Genomic DNA, 13,823 nt, shown 5'->3' on the forward strand with positions numbered 1-13,823 from the left:
TGCTACCGTGATCAACAAACCCGGTTAGCTGAGCTTGATATTTGACTTTTTGAGCAGGCCTTCGTACTGATGCGAGATGATGTACGTCTGAATCTGTGACATAAAATCCATGACAACAACAACTATGATCAGCAACGAGGTGCCGCCGAAATAGAACGGAACGTTCCAGTAGACGATTAAAAATTCTGGTAATAGGCAAACAGCGGTAATGTAGATCGCCCCCGCCAGAGTCAAACGAGTCATCACGGCGTCGATGTACGAGGCGGTCTGTTGCCCCGGCCTTACACCCGGAATAAAAGCTCCGGATTTCTTCAGGTTTTCCGCGGTTTCGTTTGAATTGAACACCAAAGCCGCGTAGAAAAAACAAAAGAACACTATCGCACCGGCATAACATAGAACATAAAGCGGTTGGCCGGGGGATAGGGTGGTTGCAATATCCTGCAACCACCCAAGACTCTTGCTGTTCCCGAACCATCCCGCCAAAGTCGCCGGAAACAGAATGATGCTAGACGCAAATATAGGAGGAATAACACCCGACATGTTTAGCTTCAACGGCAGAAAGCTCTTATGGGCGGCATACATCCTCCGCCCCTCTTGCCGTTTTGCATAATTAATAGTTATTCGGCGCTGCCCACGCTCAACAAACACTACCAGCGCAGTAACTCCGATGGCTATTGCGAACAATCCGACGATACTCATCATGCTAAGTTCGCCGGTTCTGGCGAGCTCCAGCGTGCCGCCAATAGCAGATGGCAGCCCTGCAACTATGCCTGCGAAGATAATAATGGATATGCCATTTCCGATACCCCGCTCCGTGACCTGTTCTCCTAACCACATCAAAAAGACGGTTCCGCAGACCAACGATACAGCCGTGATAAATATGAAGTGAAATCCCGGACTAATAACGACTGGCACGCCCGACGCCGACTGGTTCTGTAATGCAAGCCCGACCCCAATAGCTTGAAACGTCGCGAGGAATACAGTCCCGTACCGCGTGTACTGATTGATCTTTTTCCGTCCCGACTCTCCTTCTTTCTTTATTTGCTCCAACTTAGGAATAACTCCGGCCATCAACTGCATAATGATCGATGCCGAAATATAGGGCATAATCCCGAGAGCGAATATACTTAGCCGCTTTAGCGCGCCCCCGGAAAACATATTAACCATGTCAAGTATCGACCCGCCCTGCTGGGCAAACATAGCCGCTAGCGCTTTCGGGTCGACTCCGGGAATAGGGACGTGTGCGCCGATCCGGTAAACGACCAGCGCACCTATGACAAAAAGCAGCCTCTGACGAAGCTCGCTGAGCCTACCAAATCGTTCGGAAAGTGTCGAATTAGCCGTACTCACTTACGCCTCGATTGTTCCGCCGGCAGCTTCGATTTTTGATCGCGCGCCCTTTGTAACCTTTATTCCGACGAGGACAATAGGCGAAGCGATGGAGCCCGAATCGATAACCTTCACAAAACGCGCTTGTACAGGAATGACATTGGCCGCTTTTAGAGTCGAAATATCGATCTTTTCGCCCACGAGTCCATTCAATTCACTAAGACGTACCTGAGCAGCGAAAGCTTTTATTCGAGATCTAAATCCGACCTTAGGCAGGCGCCGCTGTAACGGCATTTGCCCACCTTCGAATCCAACTTTATGGAAGCCGCCGGCACGCGCCTTTTGACCCTTATGCCCTTTGCCACTTGTCTTACCAAGGGTGGACCCGATACCGCGGCCAACCCGCCTCTTCTTCTTTCTGCTGCCTTCTAACGGCGCAATAGAGTTCAGGAACATCTACGCTTCCTCAATCTTTAGCATGTACGCAACCTTTGCGATCATTCCCCGGTTCGCGTCCGTTGCGCTCACATACACCGACTTATGCACACCTCTGACACCTAGGCCACGCAAACACGCCCGATGAGACTTTAATCGTCCGATACTGCTCTTTATCTGCGTAATTTTCAGCTGTTTAACGCTCATTTACCTTTCCCCGACCGGCTGTCTGTCAACTTTCCACGCTTCGCAGCTATGGAGCGCGGATCTCTGATTTCTGTGAGCCCTTTAATCGTAGCGCGCACGACATTAATCGGATTATTCGTTCCGATACATTTTGCCAGCACGTTGTGTATTCCAACGACTTCGAATACCGCACGCATTGCGCCACCCGCAATGATCCCAGTACCCTGAGACGCAGGTTGCATGAACACTTTCGCAGCGCCCGTGCTAGCGGTAATCGAATAATGCAAAGTATCACCGTTCAAGCTGACCTTGCGCATGTTCCTACGAGCCTGCTCCATGGACTTTTGAATCGCAATAGGTACTTCACGCGCTTTGCATAAACCATAACCGACTCGGCCGTTCCCATCTCCCACAACTGTTAGGGCGGTAAACCCAAATTGACGACCGCCCTTTACAACTTTTGCAACACGCCGAACGGCAACCAATTTTTCCTGGAATCCTTCGGCCGTACTGCTCTGAACATTTAGGCTAGCCATTTCACCTCCTAAAACCCTAGTCCGGCTTCACGCGCAGCATCCGCTAGCGCCTTGACACGGCCGTGATACTTGAACCCAGACCGATCGAACGCAACGCTCGACACGCCTGCCGACAGCGCTCGCTCAGCGATGATTCTACCTACCATTCTGGCAGCCTCAACATTTCCGGTAGCGCTCAAAGCCGACTGTATATCCGCCTGCAATGTTGAAGCAGATGCGAGTACCTGGGAGCCGTCGGCGCTCGTTATCTGCGCATAGATATGTCTAGGCGTTCTATGAACAGTGAGCCGATTCACGCCCAGTGACTTAATAATTGCTCGGGACTTTGCCGCTCTCTTCAACCTTGCCGATTTCTTGTCCATTTATCACCTACTTCTTTTTGGCTTCTTTTCTGACGACTTCTTCGTCCGAATATCGCACACCTTTTCCTTTATAAGGCTCCGGCGGCCGATAGGCCCTTATGTTAGAGGCGACCTGCCCGACTCGCTGCTTATCACAGCCAGTAACTATGATTTCAGTTTGCGAAGGGGTTTCGATTGAAATCCCCTCCGGAGCAATAACCTCCAGCGGATGCGAAAACCCGAGCGACAAGCTCAAAGTGTTGCCTTTAGCCTGGGCTCTATATCCGACCCCGACCATCGTCAACTTTCGGACGAATCCGGAACTCACCCCTATTACCATATTCGAGAGGTTAGCCCGCGTGGTGCCGGCGAGAGCATTTGCCTGTTTATTGGCCTTATCGGCAAGAATTGAAATAACACCATTCTCAATTTGAACTCTGACTCTTGGGTCCACGCTACGGACCAAGGTCCCCTTCGGACCCTTTACCGTGACGATATCACCGGCGATGCTAGCTTCCACACCTTTAGGCAGGGCAATCGGATTTTTCGCTATTCTGGACATTGCTTCAGTCTCTACACTCGCTTACGATACCAGACAGAGAACCTCACCACCGTGACCACCGCCCCGGGCTTCGTCGTCAGTCATCACTCCCTTCGAAGTAGATACTATCGCCGTACCTAGCCCCCCCATAACCCTAGGAATGGCATCCTTCGACCGGTAAATACGTCGCCCAGGCTTGCTGATACGCTCGAACTGTTCGATTACTGGTTGGCCTTTGTAGTATTTCAAATAAACGTAAAGCCCGCTTTTGCCTTCAGTTTCCTTTATCTGATAATCCGCAATGTAGCCTTCGTTCTTCAATACGGCACAGACAGCAGCTTTAATTTTCGAGGACGGCATCACGACTTCGCTTTTTCCCGCGGCTTGTCCGTTTCTTATCCGGATAATCATATCAGCCAACGGATCGGTCATACTCATTTCACATTCTCCGCAAACAAAACGGTTATGCTCGGGGTGTTGCCAAGCGGTTCGCCCAAATTCACCAGCTCGCCTTCGTTACACCGGGTACGTCGCCCCGCATAACGGATTCACGCAACTTGTTCCGACCCAGACCGAACTTCCGATAAAACCCGTGCGGTCTACCCGTTAGATTGCAACGGTTATGAAGACGTGAAGGAGAGGCATCTCTCGGCATTTGCTGCAACTTGATTTGCGCTACGAATTTCTCCTCATCCGTAGCTACAGGGCTTTGAATGATGGCTCTGAGCTCTGCGCGCTTCTTCTGATACTTCGTCACCAGCGCTTGCCGCTTCTTTTCACGTGCGATCATCGATTTTTTCGCCATTGTCTTCCCTATGCTCTAAACGGGAACCTAAACTGCTCTAGCAGCGCTCTTGCTTCTTCGTCGCTGGCTGCCGAGGTCGTAATTGTTATGTCGATACCGCGTACCGCATCGATCTTGTCATAGTCGATCTCCGGAAAAATAATTTGCTCCCGGACACCCATGCTATAGTTTCCACGACCGTCGAACGACCTAGGACTGAGACCACGAAAGTCCCTGATTCTGGGAATAGCAACATTGACAAGACGATCCAAAAATTCATACATCCTATCACGCCGCAAAGTAACTTTGCAGCCTATGGGCATTCCTTCTCGGATCTTAAAACCTGCAATTGATTTTCTTGCCATTGTCACTATGGGCTTCTGGCCAGAAATTTTTTCAAGATCCTCGATCGCATTTTGGAGAATTTTCTTATCGGCTACGGCTTCTCCTACCCCCATGTTGAGGGTAATTTTCTCCAATCGAGGCACCTGCATTACCGAGCGGTAGTTAAACCGACTGATTAGATGCGGAACCACCTGTTCTTTATAAATAGTTTGAAGCCTAGCCATACCTGTTTTCCGCCAAATCAAACGTCAATTACTTCGTTCGTAGACTTAAAATACCGAACTTTTCTACCATCGGCCAACAGCCTAAAACCAACCTTGTCAGCTTTATTTATCGCGGGGTTGTAGAGCGCAACGTTTGATCTGTGGATCGGCATCGCTTTTTCAATGATCCCGCCATTGACACCCCTCATCGGTATCGGCCTTTGGTGTTTTCGCACGAGGTTGACGCCTTCAACTATAATCCGATCATCTGCAGAGACCGAGATAACCGCCCCGCGCTTACCTTTGTCCTTCCCTGTAAGGACAACTACTTGATCACCTTTTTTAATCTTTCGCATGTCGCTGGATCCTCGTCAAAGCACTTCAGGTGCGAGCGATATAATCTTCATGAATTTTTCAGATCGCAGTTCTCGGGTGACCGGTCCGAATATACGTGTACCGATCGGCTGATGTTGGTTGTTAAGCAAAACCGCTGCGTTGCCGTCGAATCGCACGACTGATCCGTCCGTACGGCGAACCCCTTTTTTGGTACGTACGACAACGGCATTGTATACTTCGCCCTTTTTTACGCGCCCGCGCGGAATAGCATCTTTGACGCTGACTTTGATGATGTCACCGATGTTTGCATACCTGCGGTGCGAGCCACCGAGCACCTTGATGCACATGACCTTTTTAGCGCCGCTGTTATCGGCCACATCCAGGCTGCTCTGCATCTGGATCATCTTCTATACCCCTTATTTTTTGCCTTTTCGCTTGTCGTTCTCACTTCGCCCTTTCAACTACTCGGTCCAAAGTCCAGACCTTTCTCTTCGAAAGCGGACGACAGGAAGTAACGGACACCACATCACCTTCCCGACATTCATTGCTTTCATCATGAGCCAACACTTTGCTCGTCCGTCTGAGATACTTTCCATAAACCGGATGTGACACCAACCGCTCAACAAGAACAGTAATCGTCTTATCCATTTTCGAGCTAATAACTCTTCCCGTGATGGTACGGGGCTCCTTAACTAATTCGCTCATACCCGGACACTCTTTTCCGTTAGAACGGTATTTACCCTAGCTATATCGCGCCTGTTTCCGCGCAGCTGATCCGATTTGGTAAGCTGGCCAGTTGCCTTTTGCATTCTCAAATTGAAACGCTCGCGGTGGAGTTCCAGTAGCAACTCCTTCAGTTCGCCTTCGTTTTTCGTTCTTAATTCGCTGACTTTCATTACATGACCGTCCGAATCGAAAAAGTTGTCTTGATCGGAAGTTTCGCCGCGGCCAGTTCAAAAGCCTCGCGAGCCAATTCTTCGCTTACTCCCTCGAGTTCGTAAAGCATCTTACCCGGCTTAATTTCCGCAACCCAATACTCTACACTTCCTTTGCCGCTCCCCATTCGCACTTCCAATGGCTTTTTCGATATCGGTTTGTCCGGAAAAACGCGAATCCACATCTTTCCACCGCGCTTAACATGGCGTGTGATTGCTCGGCGCGCGGCTTCAACCTGCCTGGCCGTGATCCGGCCTCGCTCGACGGCCTTCAGACCGAACTCGCCGAAACTTACCCGATTGCCCGTAGTCGCCAGGCCGGTGTTTCTGCCTTTCTGCTGTTTTCTGTATTTCGTTCTCTTCGGCTGCAACATGGTCGACTAGCCTCTTCTTATGTCTCTATTGGAGCGAAGCTCTTCTGCTCGCTATCGGCGGCACTAAAAACTTCGCCCCTAAAAATCCACACCTTCACGCCGATTACACCGTACGTCGTTTTTGCTTCCGCAAAACCGTAGTCTATATCAGCGCGAAACGTATGGAGAGGGACACGCCCCTCACGGTACCATTCGCTGCGTGCGATTTCGGCGCCGTTCAGTCGTCCGCTTACGTTGATTTTTACGCCTTCGGCACCCAGGCGGAGAGTGTTGGTTACAGCACGCTTCATCGCCCGACGGAACATGATGCGCTTCTCCAACTGCTGTGCCACACCTTCGGCAACGAGTTGAGCATCTAGCTCCGGCTTTCGAATCTCCTCTACACTCACCTGTACAGGGATATTCATCATCGAAGACAGTTCTCGACGCAATGCATCGATATCTTCGCCTTTCTTTCCGATCACCAGTCCGGGCCTAGCCGTATGGATCGTTATATGAGCGTTGTTCGCCGGCCGGTTGATTTGTATTCGGCTGACCGATGCATGCCCCAGTTTTCGCTTAAGAAACTCTCTAACCTTCAAATCATTGAAAAGGAAAGCCGGGTAATCTTTGCTGGACGCATACCAACGAGACGTCCAATCTTTAATGTAGCCGAGCCTTATTCCGGTCGGATGAACTTTCTGCCCCATAAATATCCTTTATCGATGCTCTGAGACGTGAATCGTTATATGACAAGTGCGCTTAGAAATTCGATTTGCGCGGCCTTTTGCTCGCGGAGCCATACGTTTCAACGTGGGACCCTCCGCCACTTCAATTGCACTGACCAGCAACTCGTCTACGTCAGCGCCATCATTGTGTTCGGCATTGGCTATCGCCGACTCAAGCACTTTTTTCAAAATCCTTGCGGATTTTTTTGTACTGTAGCTGAGGAGGTCAATTGCCTTATCAACTTTCAGCCCTCTAATCTGATCCGCCACCAGCCTACATTTCTGCGCGGATACGCGCGTGTTATTGAGCTTTGCTACTGTTGCCATTTTCCACCGCCTCAGCTATTTCGTTTTTTTGTCGGCTTGATGACCTTTGTACGTTCGAGTCGGTGCAAACTCTCCCAGCTTGTGCCCAACCATATTATCCGTGACCAACACAGGGACATGCTGTCGACCATTGTGAACCGCCAAGGTATACCCGATCATTTCCGGAATGATCATCGAACGACGAGACCAAGTTTTAATCGGCTTTTTCGCACCCGACTGTCCCATTTCCGTAACCTTTTTCAGCAGGTTATGATCGACAAACGGTCCCTTCTTAATCGAACGTGGCACGTCTTCTACCTCTCAAATCTATTTTTGCTTACGACCCCGCACGATCATCGTATCAGTGCGCTTGTTATTTCGGGTTTTGTATCCTTTCGTTGGCACGCCCCAGGGGGAAACCGGATGCCGGCCACCTGATGTCCTACCTTCCCCACCGCCGTGCGGATGGTCGACGGGGTTCATCGCCACGCCACGCACAGTGGGGCGAATGCCTCGCCATCTCGTTGCACCTGCCTTACCAAGCGAGATCAGGTTATGCTCATGATTCGAGACTTCTCCGACAACCGCTTTGCATTCGGCGAGGACTTTGCGCATCTCGCTGGACCGAAGACGAATCGTCGCGTAGGCTCCCTCTTTAGCGACTAACTGGGCAGATGCCCCACCGCTACGTGCTAATTGAGCGCCCTTGCCGGGTTTTAACTCGATGCAATGAATTAGCGTACCAACAGGTATACTTCTGATCGGCAGGCAATTTCCCGGACGGATTGGGGCATGTTCAGACGATAAGATTTCAGTACCGGCAGATACCCCCTTTGGTGCAATGACGTATCGGCGTTCTCCATCTTTGTAAAGAACGAGCGCGATATGAGCCGTTCTATTGGGATCATATTCAATGCGCTCAACTCTCCCCGGAATCTCCTGCTTGTCCCGTTTGAAGTCGATCACACGATAGAACTTCTTGTGCCCACCGCCCTTGTGGCGTGTCGTTACTCGTCCCTGGTTGTTCCGTCCGGAACTTCTTTTCTTTTTTTCAACGAGGCTCGCGTGGGGCTTCCCCCTATGGAGACCTTCAGTTCGTACCCTGACCACAAACCGGGCACCGGCCGAAGTGGGTTTCGATTTTATAAGCGCCATCTGAAATTCCCGCAGTTATTTTCTGTTCAATGCTTTCCGTCCAATTCCTACGCCGCCGATAAATCGATGTCGAATCCCGGCTTCAGTTTTACGTATGCTTTTTTCCAGTCAGCGCGCTTACCGGTGAACCTGCCGGACCGCTTGACTTTTCCACCGACGTTAAGGACATGAACGGACGCCACCTCGACCTTGAACATAAGCTCTATTGCTTCTTTAATCTGAGGCTTGCTAGCGTTGCGCTTGACGCGAAATACGATTTGGCTTGCTTTTTCTGCAGCTGACGTACTTTTTTCAGAGATTACTGGCGCCTCGATTAAGCTCATCAGTTCTAACTGTCTCATGCCAGGACAACCTCGAGTTGTTTTGCCGCTTGCGATGTCAGAATCACTTTCTCGCTATGCACGAGCGCAACGGGGTTGACTGAGCTCGCACTGCAGACCATCACATCCCTCAGATTCCTTGCGGCCAGGAACAAGTTTTCATCAAGCGTCTCAGTAACAACCAAACCGCGTGTCAACCCGAGACCTTGGAGTTTTTGAACAAATTCCTTAGTCTTTGGAGCGGAGGGCTGGATGTCGTCGCTAAAAAACAGTCGACCTTGTCGCAGCAACTCCGACAGTATCGACCTCATACCCGCTCGGTACATCTTTTTGTTGATTTTCTGCTGAAAAGACCGCGGACGCGCGGCGAATGTCACGCCACCAGTACGCCATAGAGGGCTTCGGCTCGAACCTGCGCGTGCACGACCGCTTCCCTTTTGCCGCCAAGGTTTTGCCCCGCCACCACTAACTTCAGAGCGCGTCTTTTGAGCTTTTGTTCCGGATCGAGCACCAGCGAAATAGGCGACTACCAATTGGTGAACAAGAGATTCGTTAAAATCGCGGCCGAACACGGATTCGGAGACTTCAAGTGATACACCGCCTTCGCTTGCCGGTGGAATCTGCAACCCCATATTACCCTCTTTACTTCTTAACTGCCGGCTTAACAATGAGCTCGGCGCCTTTCGCGCCCGGTACTGCTCCCTTGATGAGAAGCAATGAACGTTCCTTGTCGATCATGCACACTTTCAAACTTTGCACCGTCGTTGTCGCATCCCCCAAGTGGCCCGCCATACGCTTGCCCTTGAATACGCGACCGGGTGTTTGGTTTTGACCGATGGAGCCCGGAGCACGATGGGAAAGTGAGTTTCCGTGCGTAGCGTCTTGCGTTCGAAAATTATGGCGCTTAACAACTCCAGCAAACCCTTTCCCGATGCTCGCCCCCTGAACGTCTACGTATTGCCCCTCCTGGAAGATATCCACGCTCAACTCAGAGCCCACTGTATATTGGGTTTGATCGTCCGATTCCAGTCGAAACTCCCACAACCCACGCCCAGCCTCTACTCCAGCCTTGGCGTAGTGGCCAGCGTCAGGCCGCGACAAGCGTGATCGCTTCTTAATACCGGCTGTTACCTGAATAGCCCTGTAACCGTCCGTGTCCAACGACTTGACCTGTACGACGCGATTCGGCTCCACATGGACCACGGAAACCGGCACTGCTGAGCCGTCTTCGGAATAGATACGGGTCATTCCGCACTTCCGCCCTACCAAACCTAACGCCATCACTCGCTCCTAATCTAATGCTTCAATTCAACTTAATTTGTACGTCCACACCGGCCGCGAGGTCGAGCTTCATCAAGGCATCGACCGTTTTATCCGTAGGTTCGACGATATCCATCAGGCGCTTGTGTGTTCGCAACTCGTATTGGTCGCGGGCATCCTTATTGACGTGCGGTGAAATGAGCACGGTATACCGCTCTTTTTTAGTCGGCAACGGAATTGGCCCCAACACTTGTGCACCGGTGCGCTTTGCCGTTTCGACAATTTCGCTGGCTGATTGGTCAATCAAGCGATGATCGAACGCCTTTAGACGAATCCTGATTCGCTGTTTTTGCACAGAACTACTCCAACACCTTGGACACAACACCGGCGCCGACAGTACGACCACCTTCGCGCACCGCAAAACGCAACCCTTCCTCCATCGCAATCGGCGCAATCAATTTGACCGTGACCTTGACGTTGTCACCGGGCATGACCATTTCAACGCCTCCCGGCAACTCCACCGCACCAGTCACGTCGGTCGTGCGAAAATAGAACTGCGGACGGTAGCCATTGAAGAAGGGGGTATGACGCCCACCCTCGTCTTTGGACAACACATAGATCTCCGCCTCGAAATGCGTGTGCGGGGTAATCGTGTTCGGTGCCGCCAGAACCTGCCCGCGCTCCACCTCTTCCCGCTTGGTGCCGCGCAACAACACGCCAACGTTGTCACCCGCCACACCTTCGTCCAGCAACTTGCGGAACATCTCGACGCCGGTACACGTCGTCTTCCCGGTCTCGCGCAGGCCCACGATCGAAATTTCATCACCGACCTTGACCTTGCCGCGCTCAATACGCCCCGTCACCACCGTGCCGCGACCGGAAATCGAGAATACGTCTTCGATCGGCATCAGGAACGGCTTCTCAATGTCACGCTGAGGCTCGGGAATATAGCTGTCGAGCGCCTCAACCAACTTGAAAATGGCCGGCACACCGATCTCGCTCTGATCCCCTTCCAGCGCCTTCAAGGCCGAACCGCGCACGATCGGCGTATCATCACCCGGAAAGTCGTAATTCGACAAAAGCTCGCGCACTTCCATTTCGACCAGTTCCAGCAACTCCGGATCATCCACCATATCGGCCTTGTTCAGGAAGACCACAATATAGGGAACCCCCACTTGCCGCGCCAGCAGAATGTGTTCGCGCGTCTGAGGCATCGGACCGTCCGCCGCCGAACACACCAGAATGGCTCCATCCATCTGCGCCGCACCGGTAATCATGTTTTTGACGTAGTCGGCGTGACCGGGGCAGTCGACGTGCGCATAGTGGCGCGTCGGGGATTCGTACTCCACGTGGGCCGTCGCAATCGTGATGCCACGCGCACGCTCTTCTGGTGCCGCATCGATTTGATCGTATGCCTTGAATTCGCCACCAAAACGCTCCGCACCGACCTTGGTCAGGGCCGCCGTCAGGGTTGTCTTACCATGGTCAACATGACCAATCGTCCCAACGTTCACATGCGGCTTTGTGCGCGTAAATTTCTCTTTGGACACGACCTGGATACCTCGCTAATTCATTTTTGTAAACACTAACCCACAGATGCCTTTTTAATCACCGCGTCCGCAACGTTCGCAGGGGCTTCCTGGTATTTCTTAAATTCCATCGAGTACGTGGCTCGACCTTGGCTCAACGAGCGCAGAGTAGTTGAATAACCGAACATTTCAGCCAAAGGCACCTCCGCCTTTAGCACTTTAATGCCAGCGTTATCTTCCATTCCCAACACCATACCGCGACGCCTATTGAGATCGCCCACCACGTCACCCATGTAATCTTCAGGCGTCTCTACCTCTACGCCCATGATCGGTTCGAGAAGCACCGGCGCCGCTTTACGCGCCCCTTCCTTGAAGCACATCGAGCCGGCAATTTTGAATGCCATCTCGCTGGAATCCACATCGTGATAGGAACCGTCGAATAAAGTTACTTTAACGTCTACGACTGGGTAGCCGGCCAAGATACCATTTTGCAACTGTTCCTGCACCCCCTTATCGACAGCCGGAATATATTCTTTCGGAACAACCCCGCCAACAATCCCGTTTACAAACTCGTATCCACCGGTTTCTAACGGCTCGATTCGCAGCCAAACATGCCCGTACTGACCACGCCCACCCGTCTGGCGAATATACTTGCCCTCCTGCTCGACAGACTTGCGAATAGTTTCACGGTAAGCCACCTGGGGCGCCCCGACATTGGCCTCAACCTTAAACTCTCGCTTCATTCGGTCTACGATGATCTCTAGATGCAGCTCTCCCATCCCGGAGATAATGGTCTGCCCCGACTCTTCGTCGGTATGAACACGAAAAGACGGATCTTCTTGAGCCAGTCGCTGCAGTGCGAGGCCCATTTTTTCCTGATCACTTTTCGTTTTAGGCTCCACTGCAACCGAGATAACCGGCTCCGGAAATTCCATTCGCTCCAGGACTACCGGCTTATCAACGGACGAGAGGGTCGTACCCGTAACAATGTCCTTCAGACCGACGCAAGCGGCAATATCACCCGCCCGGATTTCCTTAATCTCCTCGCGCGAGTTAGCGTGCATGCGAAGCAGTCGACCAATTCGCTCTTTGTTGCCAGACTGCGAATTAATTACACTGTCACCCGAACTCAAAACCCCGGAATAGACCCGTACAAAAGTCAGGGTGCCCACAAAGGGGTCGGTCATAATCTTGAATGCCAACGCCGAAAAAGGCTCGCCATCATCCGACCTCCGCTCAACAGACTCTCCGGAATCCGCATCGCTGCCTTTTATCGAGGGAACATCTATGGGAGACGGCAGATAGTCGATAACCGCGTCGAGCATAGCCTGCACCCCTTTATTCTTAAAGGCGGAGCCACAAAGCATCGGGACAATTTCAAGACTGATCGTCCGCTTCCGCAAGCCCTCTTTAAGCTCTTCCTCGGAAAACTCCCCCTGATCGAGGTACTTATTCATCAGGTCTTCGTCGGCCTCCGCGGCAGCTTCGACCATCTTCTCCCGCCATTCAGCGGCAGTATCCGCTAGTTCAGCCGGAATGTCCGCATATTCAAACGTCGCCCCGTGGTCTGCCTCGCTCCATACGATCGCCTTCATCTTCACCAGATCGATCACACCCTTGAACGAGTCTTCAGCACCGACTGGAATCTGAATAGGCACAGGGTTCGCTCGAAGACGCTCGCGCATTTGCTTGTAAACCCGAAAAAAGTCCGCCCCGGTTCGATCCATCTTGTTTACGAACGCGATACGCGGAACACCGTATTTTGTAGCCTGACGCCACACCGTTTCCGACTGAGGCTGAACGCCACCCACCGCGCAGTAGAGCATGCAAGCGCCATCCAGGACCCGCATGGAGCGCTCGACTTCGATCGTGAAATCGACGTGGCCAGGAGTATCAATAATATTTATGCGGTGCTCAGGATAATTGAGCCCCATACCCCGCCAATAAGTAGTGGTCGCTGCAGAAGTGATGGTAATTCCACGCTCCTGCTCCTGCTCCATCCAGTCCATTGTCGCAGCACCATCATGGACCTCACCGATCTTATGATTTATGCCGGTATAGAACAACACACGCTCTGTGGTGGTAGTTTTACCCGCATCAATATGCGCGGAAATCCCGATATTGCGGTATCTCTCGATTGGAGTCGTGCGTGCCACTGTCTTAACCTTTGCTAAACCGGATTGGAGATAATAAGTCGTCGT

At 51.9% G+C, this 13,823-nt stretch carries 24 protein-coding genes; all 24 read right to left on the reverse strand.

Going from position 1 to position 13,823, the window contains the following annotated elements; genetic code table 11:
• Positions 1 to 24: 24 nt before the first annotated feature.
• The 24 genes from secY to fusA all read right to left on the reverse strand — a co-directional run bounded on the left by secY (position 25) and on the right by fusA (position 13,778).
• Positions 25 to 1,350, reverse strand: coding sequence for a preprotein translocase subunit SecY (gene secY / locus sS8_RS13065; protein WP_119630016.1), 1,326 nt, complete (start codon positions 1,348 to 1,350; stop codon positions 25 to 27).
• Positions 1,351 to 1,785 (reverse strand): 50S ribosomal protein L15, encoded by a 435-nt coding sequence (gene rplO / locus sS8_RS13070; RefSeq protein WP_119630017.1) that lies wholly within the window; start codon positions 1,783 to 1,785, stop codon positions 1,351 to 1,353. It lies immediately after the preceding gene.
• Positions 1,786 to 1,971 (reverse strand): 50S ribosomal protein L30, encoded by a 186-nt coding sequence (rpmD, locus tag sS8_RS13075; protein WP_119630018.1) that lies wholly within the window; start codon positions 1,969 to 1,971, stop codon positions 1,786 to 1,788. It lies immediately after the preceding gene.
• Entirely contained in the window at positions 1,968 to 2,486 is a 519-nt protein-coding gene (rpsE, locus tag sS8_RS13080) for a 30S ribosomal protein S5 (RefSeq protein WP_119630019.1), read from the reverse strand. The genes rpmD and rpsE overlap by 4 nt, the downstream gene beginning before the upstream one ends.
• A gap of 8 nt (positions 2,487 to 2,494) precedes the next feature.
• Entirely contained in the window at positions 2,495 to 2,848 is a 354-nt protein-coding gene (rplR, locus tag sS8_RS13085) for a 50S ribosomal protein L18 (RefSeq protein WP_119630020.1), read from the reverse strand.
• A gap of 7 nt (positions 2,849 to 2,855) precedes the next feature.
• A complete protein-coding gene (gene rplF / locus sS8_RS13090; protein ID WP_119630021.1) occupies positions 2,856 to 3,389 on the reverse strand; it encodes a 50S ribosomal protein L6 in 534 nt (177 codons plus the stop codon).
• Positions 3,390 to 3,410: 21 nt separating this feature from the next.
• Complete coding sequence (gene rpsH, locus sS8_RS13095) at positions 3,411 to 3,806, reverse strand: 30S ribosomal protein S8 (RefSeq protein ID WP_119630022.1); 396 nt, start codon at positions 3,804 to 3,806, stop codon at positions 3,411 to 3,413.
• A gap of 61 nt (positions 3,807 to 3,867) precedes the next feature.
• Entirely contained in the window at positions 3,868 to 4,173 is a 306-nt protein-coding gene (gene rpsN, locus sS8_RS13100) for a 30S ribosomal protein S14 (RefSeq protein WP_119630023.1), read from the reverse strand.
• 8 nt (positions 4,174 to 4,181) lie between these two features.
• Positions 4,182 to 4,721 carry a 50S ribosomal protein L5 gene (rplE, locus tag sS8_RS13105; RefSeq protein WP_119630024.1) on the reverse strand — a complete coding sequence of 180 codons (540 nt, stop codon included), beginning with the start codon at positions 4,719 to 4,721 and terminating at the stop codon, positions 4,182 to 4,184.
• Positions 4,722 to 4,738: 17 nt separating this feature from the next.
• On the reverse strand, positions 4,739 to 5,056 hold the full coding sequence (gene rplX, locus sS8_RS13110; RefSeq protein WP_119630025.1) for a 50S ribosomal protein L24: 318 nt from the start codon (positions 5,054 to 5,056) through the stop codon (positions 4,739 to 4,741).
• Positions 5,057 to 5,071: 15 nt separating this feature from the next.
• Complete coding sequence (rplN, locus tag sS8_RS13115) at positions 5,072 to 5,440, reverse strand: 50S ribosomal protein L14 (protein WP_119630026.1); 369 nt, start codon at positions 5,438 to 5,440, stop codon at positions 5,072 to 5,074.
• Between the two features lie 40 nt (positions 5,441 to 5,480).
• Entirely contained in the window at positions 5,481 to 5,741 is a 261-nt protein-coding gene (rpsQ, locus tag sS8_RS13120) for a 30S ribosomal protein S17 (protein WP_119630027.1), read from the reverse strand.
• Entirely contained in the window at positions 5,738 to 5,932 is a 195-nt protein-coding gene (rpmC, locus tag sS8_RS13125; RefSeq protein ID WP_119630028.1) for a 50S ribosomal protein L29, read from the reverse strand. Before rpmC ends, rpsQ begins: the two co-directional genes overlap by 4 nt.
• The gene (gene rplP, locus sS8_RS13130) at positions 5,932 to 6,345 is read right to left on the reverse strand and encodes a 50S ribosomal protein L16 (RefSeq protein WP_119630029.1); all 414 of its coding nucleotides are present in this window, start codon (positions 6,343 to 6,345) and stop codon (positions 5,932 to 5,934) included. The genes rpmC and rplP overlap by 1 nt, the downstream gene beginning before the upstream one ends.
• A gap of 17 nt (positions 6,346 to 6,362) precedes the next feature.
• Positions 6,363 to 7,034, reverse strand: a complete 672-nt coding sequence (rpsC, locus tag sS8_RS13135) for a 30S ribosomal protein S3 (protein WP_119630030.1) — start codon at positions 7,032 to 7,034, stop codon at positions 6,363 to 6,365.
• A 9-nt stretch (positions 7,035 to 7,043) separates the two neighbouring features.
• Positions 7,044 to 7,379, reverse strand: a complete 336-nt coding sequence (gene rplV / locus sS8_RS13140) for a 50S ribosomal protein L22 (RefSeq protein WP_119630031.1) — start codon at positions 7,377 to 7,379, stop codon at positions 7,044 to 7,046.
• Positions 7,380 to 7,394: 15 nt separating this feature from the next.
• A complete protein-coding gene (gene rpsS / locus sS8_RS13145) occupies positions 7,395 to 7,667 on the reverse strand; it encodes a 30S ribosomal protein S19 (RefSeq protein ID WP_119630032.1) in 273 nt (90 codons plus the stop codon).
• 18 nt (positions 7,668 to 7,685) lie between these two features.
• The gene (rplB, locus tag sS8_RS13150) at positions 7,686 to 8,513 is read right to left on the reverse strand and encodes a 50S ribosomal protein L2 (protein ID WP_119630033.1); all 828 of its coding nucleotides are present in this window, start codon (positions 8,511 to 8,513) and stop codon (positions 7,686 to 7,688) included.
• Between the two features lie 47 nt (positions 8,514 to 8,560).
• Positions 8,561 to 8,854, reverse strand: coding sequence for a 50S ribosomal protein L23 (gene rplW / locus sS8_RS13155; RefSeq protein WP_119630034.1), 294 nt, complete (start codon positions 8,852 to 8,854; stop codon positions 8,561 to 8,563).
• Positions 8,851 to 9,465, reverse strand: coding sequence for a 50S ribosomal protein L4 (gene rplD, locus sS8_RS13160; protein ID WP_119630035.1), 615 nt, complete (start codon positions 9,463 to 9,465; stop codon positions 8,851 to 8,853). The genes rplW and rplD overlap by 4 nt, the downstream gene beginning before the upstream one ends.
• 10 nt (positions 9,466 to 9,475) lie before the next feature.
• Entirely contained in the window at positions 9,476 to 10,114 is a 639-nt protein-coding gene (rplC, locus tag sS8_RS13165) for a 50S ribosomal protein L3 (RefSeq protein WP_119630036.1), read from the reverse strand.
• 22 nt (positions 10,115 to 10,136) lie between these two features.
• Positions 10,137 to 10,448, reverse strand: coding sequence for a 30S ribosomal protein S10 (gene rpsJ, locus sS8_RS13170; protein WP_026609162.1), 312 nt, complete (start codon positions 10,446 to 10,448; stop codon positions 10,137 to 10,139).
• Between the two features lie 4 nt (positions 10,449 to 10,452).
• Positions 10,453 to 11,643 (reverse strand): elongation factor Tu, encoded by a 1,191-nt coding sequence (gene tuf / locus sS8_RS13175; RefSeq protein ID WP_119630037.1) that lies wholly within the window; start codon positions 11,641 to 11,643, stop codon positions 10,453 to 10,455.
• A gap of 35 nt (positions 11,644 to 11,678) precedes the next feature.
• A complete protein-coding gene (gene fusA / locus sS8_RS13180) occupies positions 11,679 to 13,778 on the reverse strand; it encodes an elongation factor G (protein WP_119630038.1) in 2,100 nt (699 codons plus the stop codon).
• Positions 13,779 to 13,823: the final 45 nt, after the last annotated feature.

Origin of the sequence: Methylocaldum marinum, assembly GCF_003584645.1 — a bacterium.
GTDB lineage: Bacteria > Pseudomonadota > Gammaproteobacteria > Methylococcales > Methylococcaceae > Methylocaldum > Methylocaldum marinum.

Coding starts and splice junctions, on each gene's coding strand:
- rplF (WP_119630021.1), bottom strand. CDS start 3,389: ATGTCCAGAATAGCGAAAAATCCGATTGCCCTGCCTAAAGGTGTGGAA.
- rplN (WP_119630026.1), bottom strand. CDS start 5,440: ATGATCCAGATGCAGAGCAGCCTGGATGTGGCCGATAACAGCGGCGCT.
- rplE (WP_119630024.1), bottom strand. CDS start 4,721: ATGGCTAGGCTTCAAACTATTTATAAAGAACAGGTGGTTCCGCATCTA.
- rpmC (WP_119630028.1), bottom strand. CDS start 5,932: ATGAAAGTCAGCGAATTAAGAACGAAAAACGAAGGCGAACTGAAGGAG.
- rplD (WP_119630035.1), bottom strand. CDS start 9,465: ATGGGGTTGCAGATTCCACCGGCAAGCGAAGGCGGTGTATCACTTGAA.
- rplV (WP_119630031.1), bottom strand. CDS start 7,379: ATGGCAACAGTAGCAAAGCTCAATAACACGCGCGTATCCGCGCAGAAA.
- rpsC (WP_119630030.1), bottom strand. CDS start 7,034: ATGGGGCAGAAAGTTCATCCGACCGGAATAAGGCTCGGCTACATTAAA.
- rpsN (WP_119630023.1), bottom strand. CDS start 4,173: ATGGCGAAAAAATCGATGATCGCACGTGAAAAGAAGCGGCAAGCGCTG.
- rplB (WP_119630033.1), bottom strand. CDS start 8,513: ATGGCGCTTATAAAATCGAAACCCACTTCGGCCGGTGCCCGGTTTGTG.
- rplW (WP_119630034.1), bottom strand. CDS start 8,854: ATGAGACAGTTAGAACTGATGAGCTTAATCGAGGCGCCAGTAATCTCT.
- rplR (WP_119630020.1), bottom strand. CDS start 2,848: ATGGACAAGAAATCGGCAAGGTTGAAGAGAGCGGCAAAGTCCCGAGCA.
- rplX (WP_119630025.1), bottom strand. CDS start 5,056: ATGCGAAAGATTAAAAAAGGTGATCAAGTAGTTGTCCTTACAGGGAAG.
- rpsQ (WP_119630027.1), bottom strand. CDS start 5,741: ATGAGCGAATTAGTTAAGGAGCCCCGTACCATCACGGGAAGAGTTATT.
- rpmD (WP_119630018.1), bottom strand. CDS start 1,971: ATGAGCGTTAAACAGCTGAAAATTACGCAGATAAAGAGCAGTATCGGA.
- rplO (WP_119630017.1), bottom strand. CDS start 1,785: ATGTTCCTGAACTCTATTGCGCCGTTAGAAGGCAGCAGAAAGAAGAAG.
- rpsE (WP_119630019.1), bottom strand. CDS start 2,486: ATGGCTAGCCTAAATGTTCAGAGCAGTACGGCCGAAGGATTCCAGGAA.
- rplC (WP_119630036.1), bottom strand. CDS start 10,114: ATGGCGTTAGGTTTGGTAGGGCGGAAGTGCGGAATGACCCGTATCTAT.
- rpsH (WP_119630022.1), bottom strand. CDS start 3,806: ATGAGTATGACCGATCCGTTGGCTGATATGATTATCCGGATAAGAAAC.
- rplP (WP_119630029.1), bottom strand. CDS start 6,345: ATGTTGCAGCCGAAGAGAACGAAATACAGAAAACAGCAGAAAGGCAGA.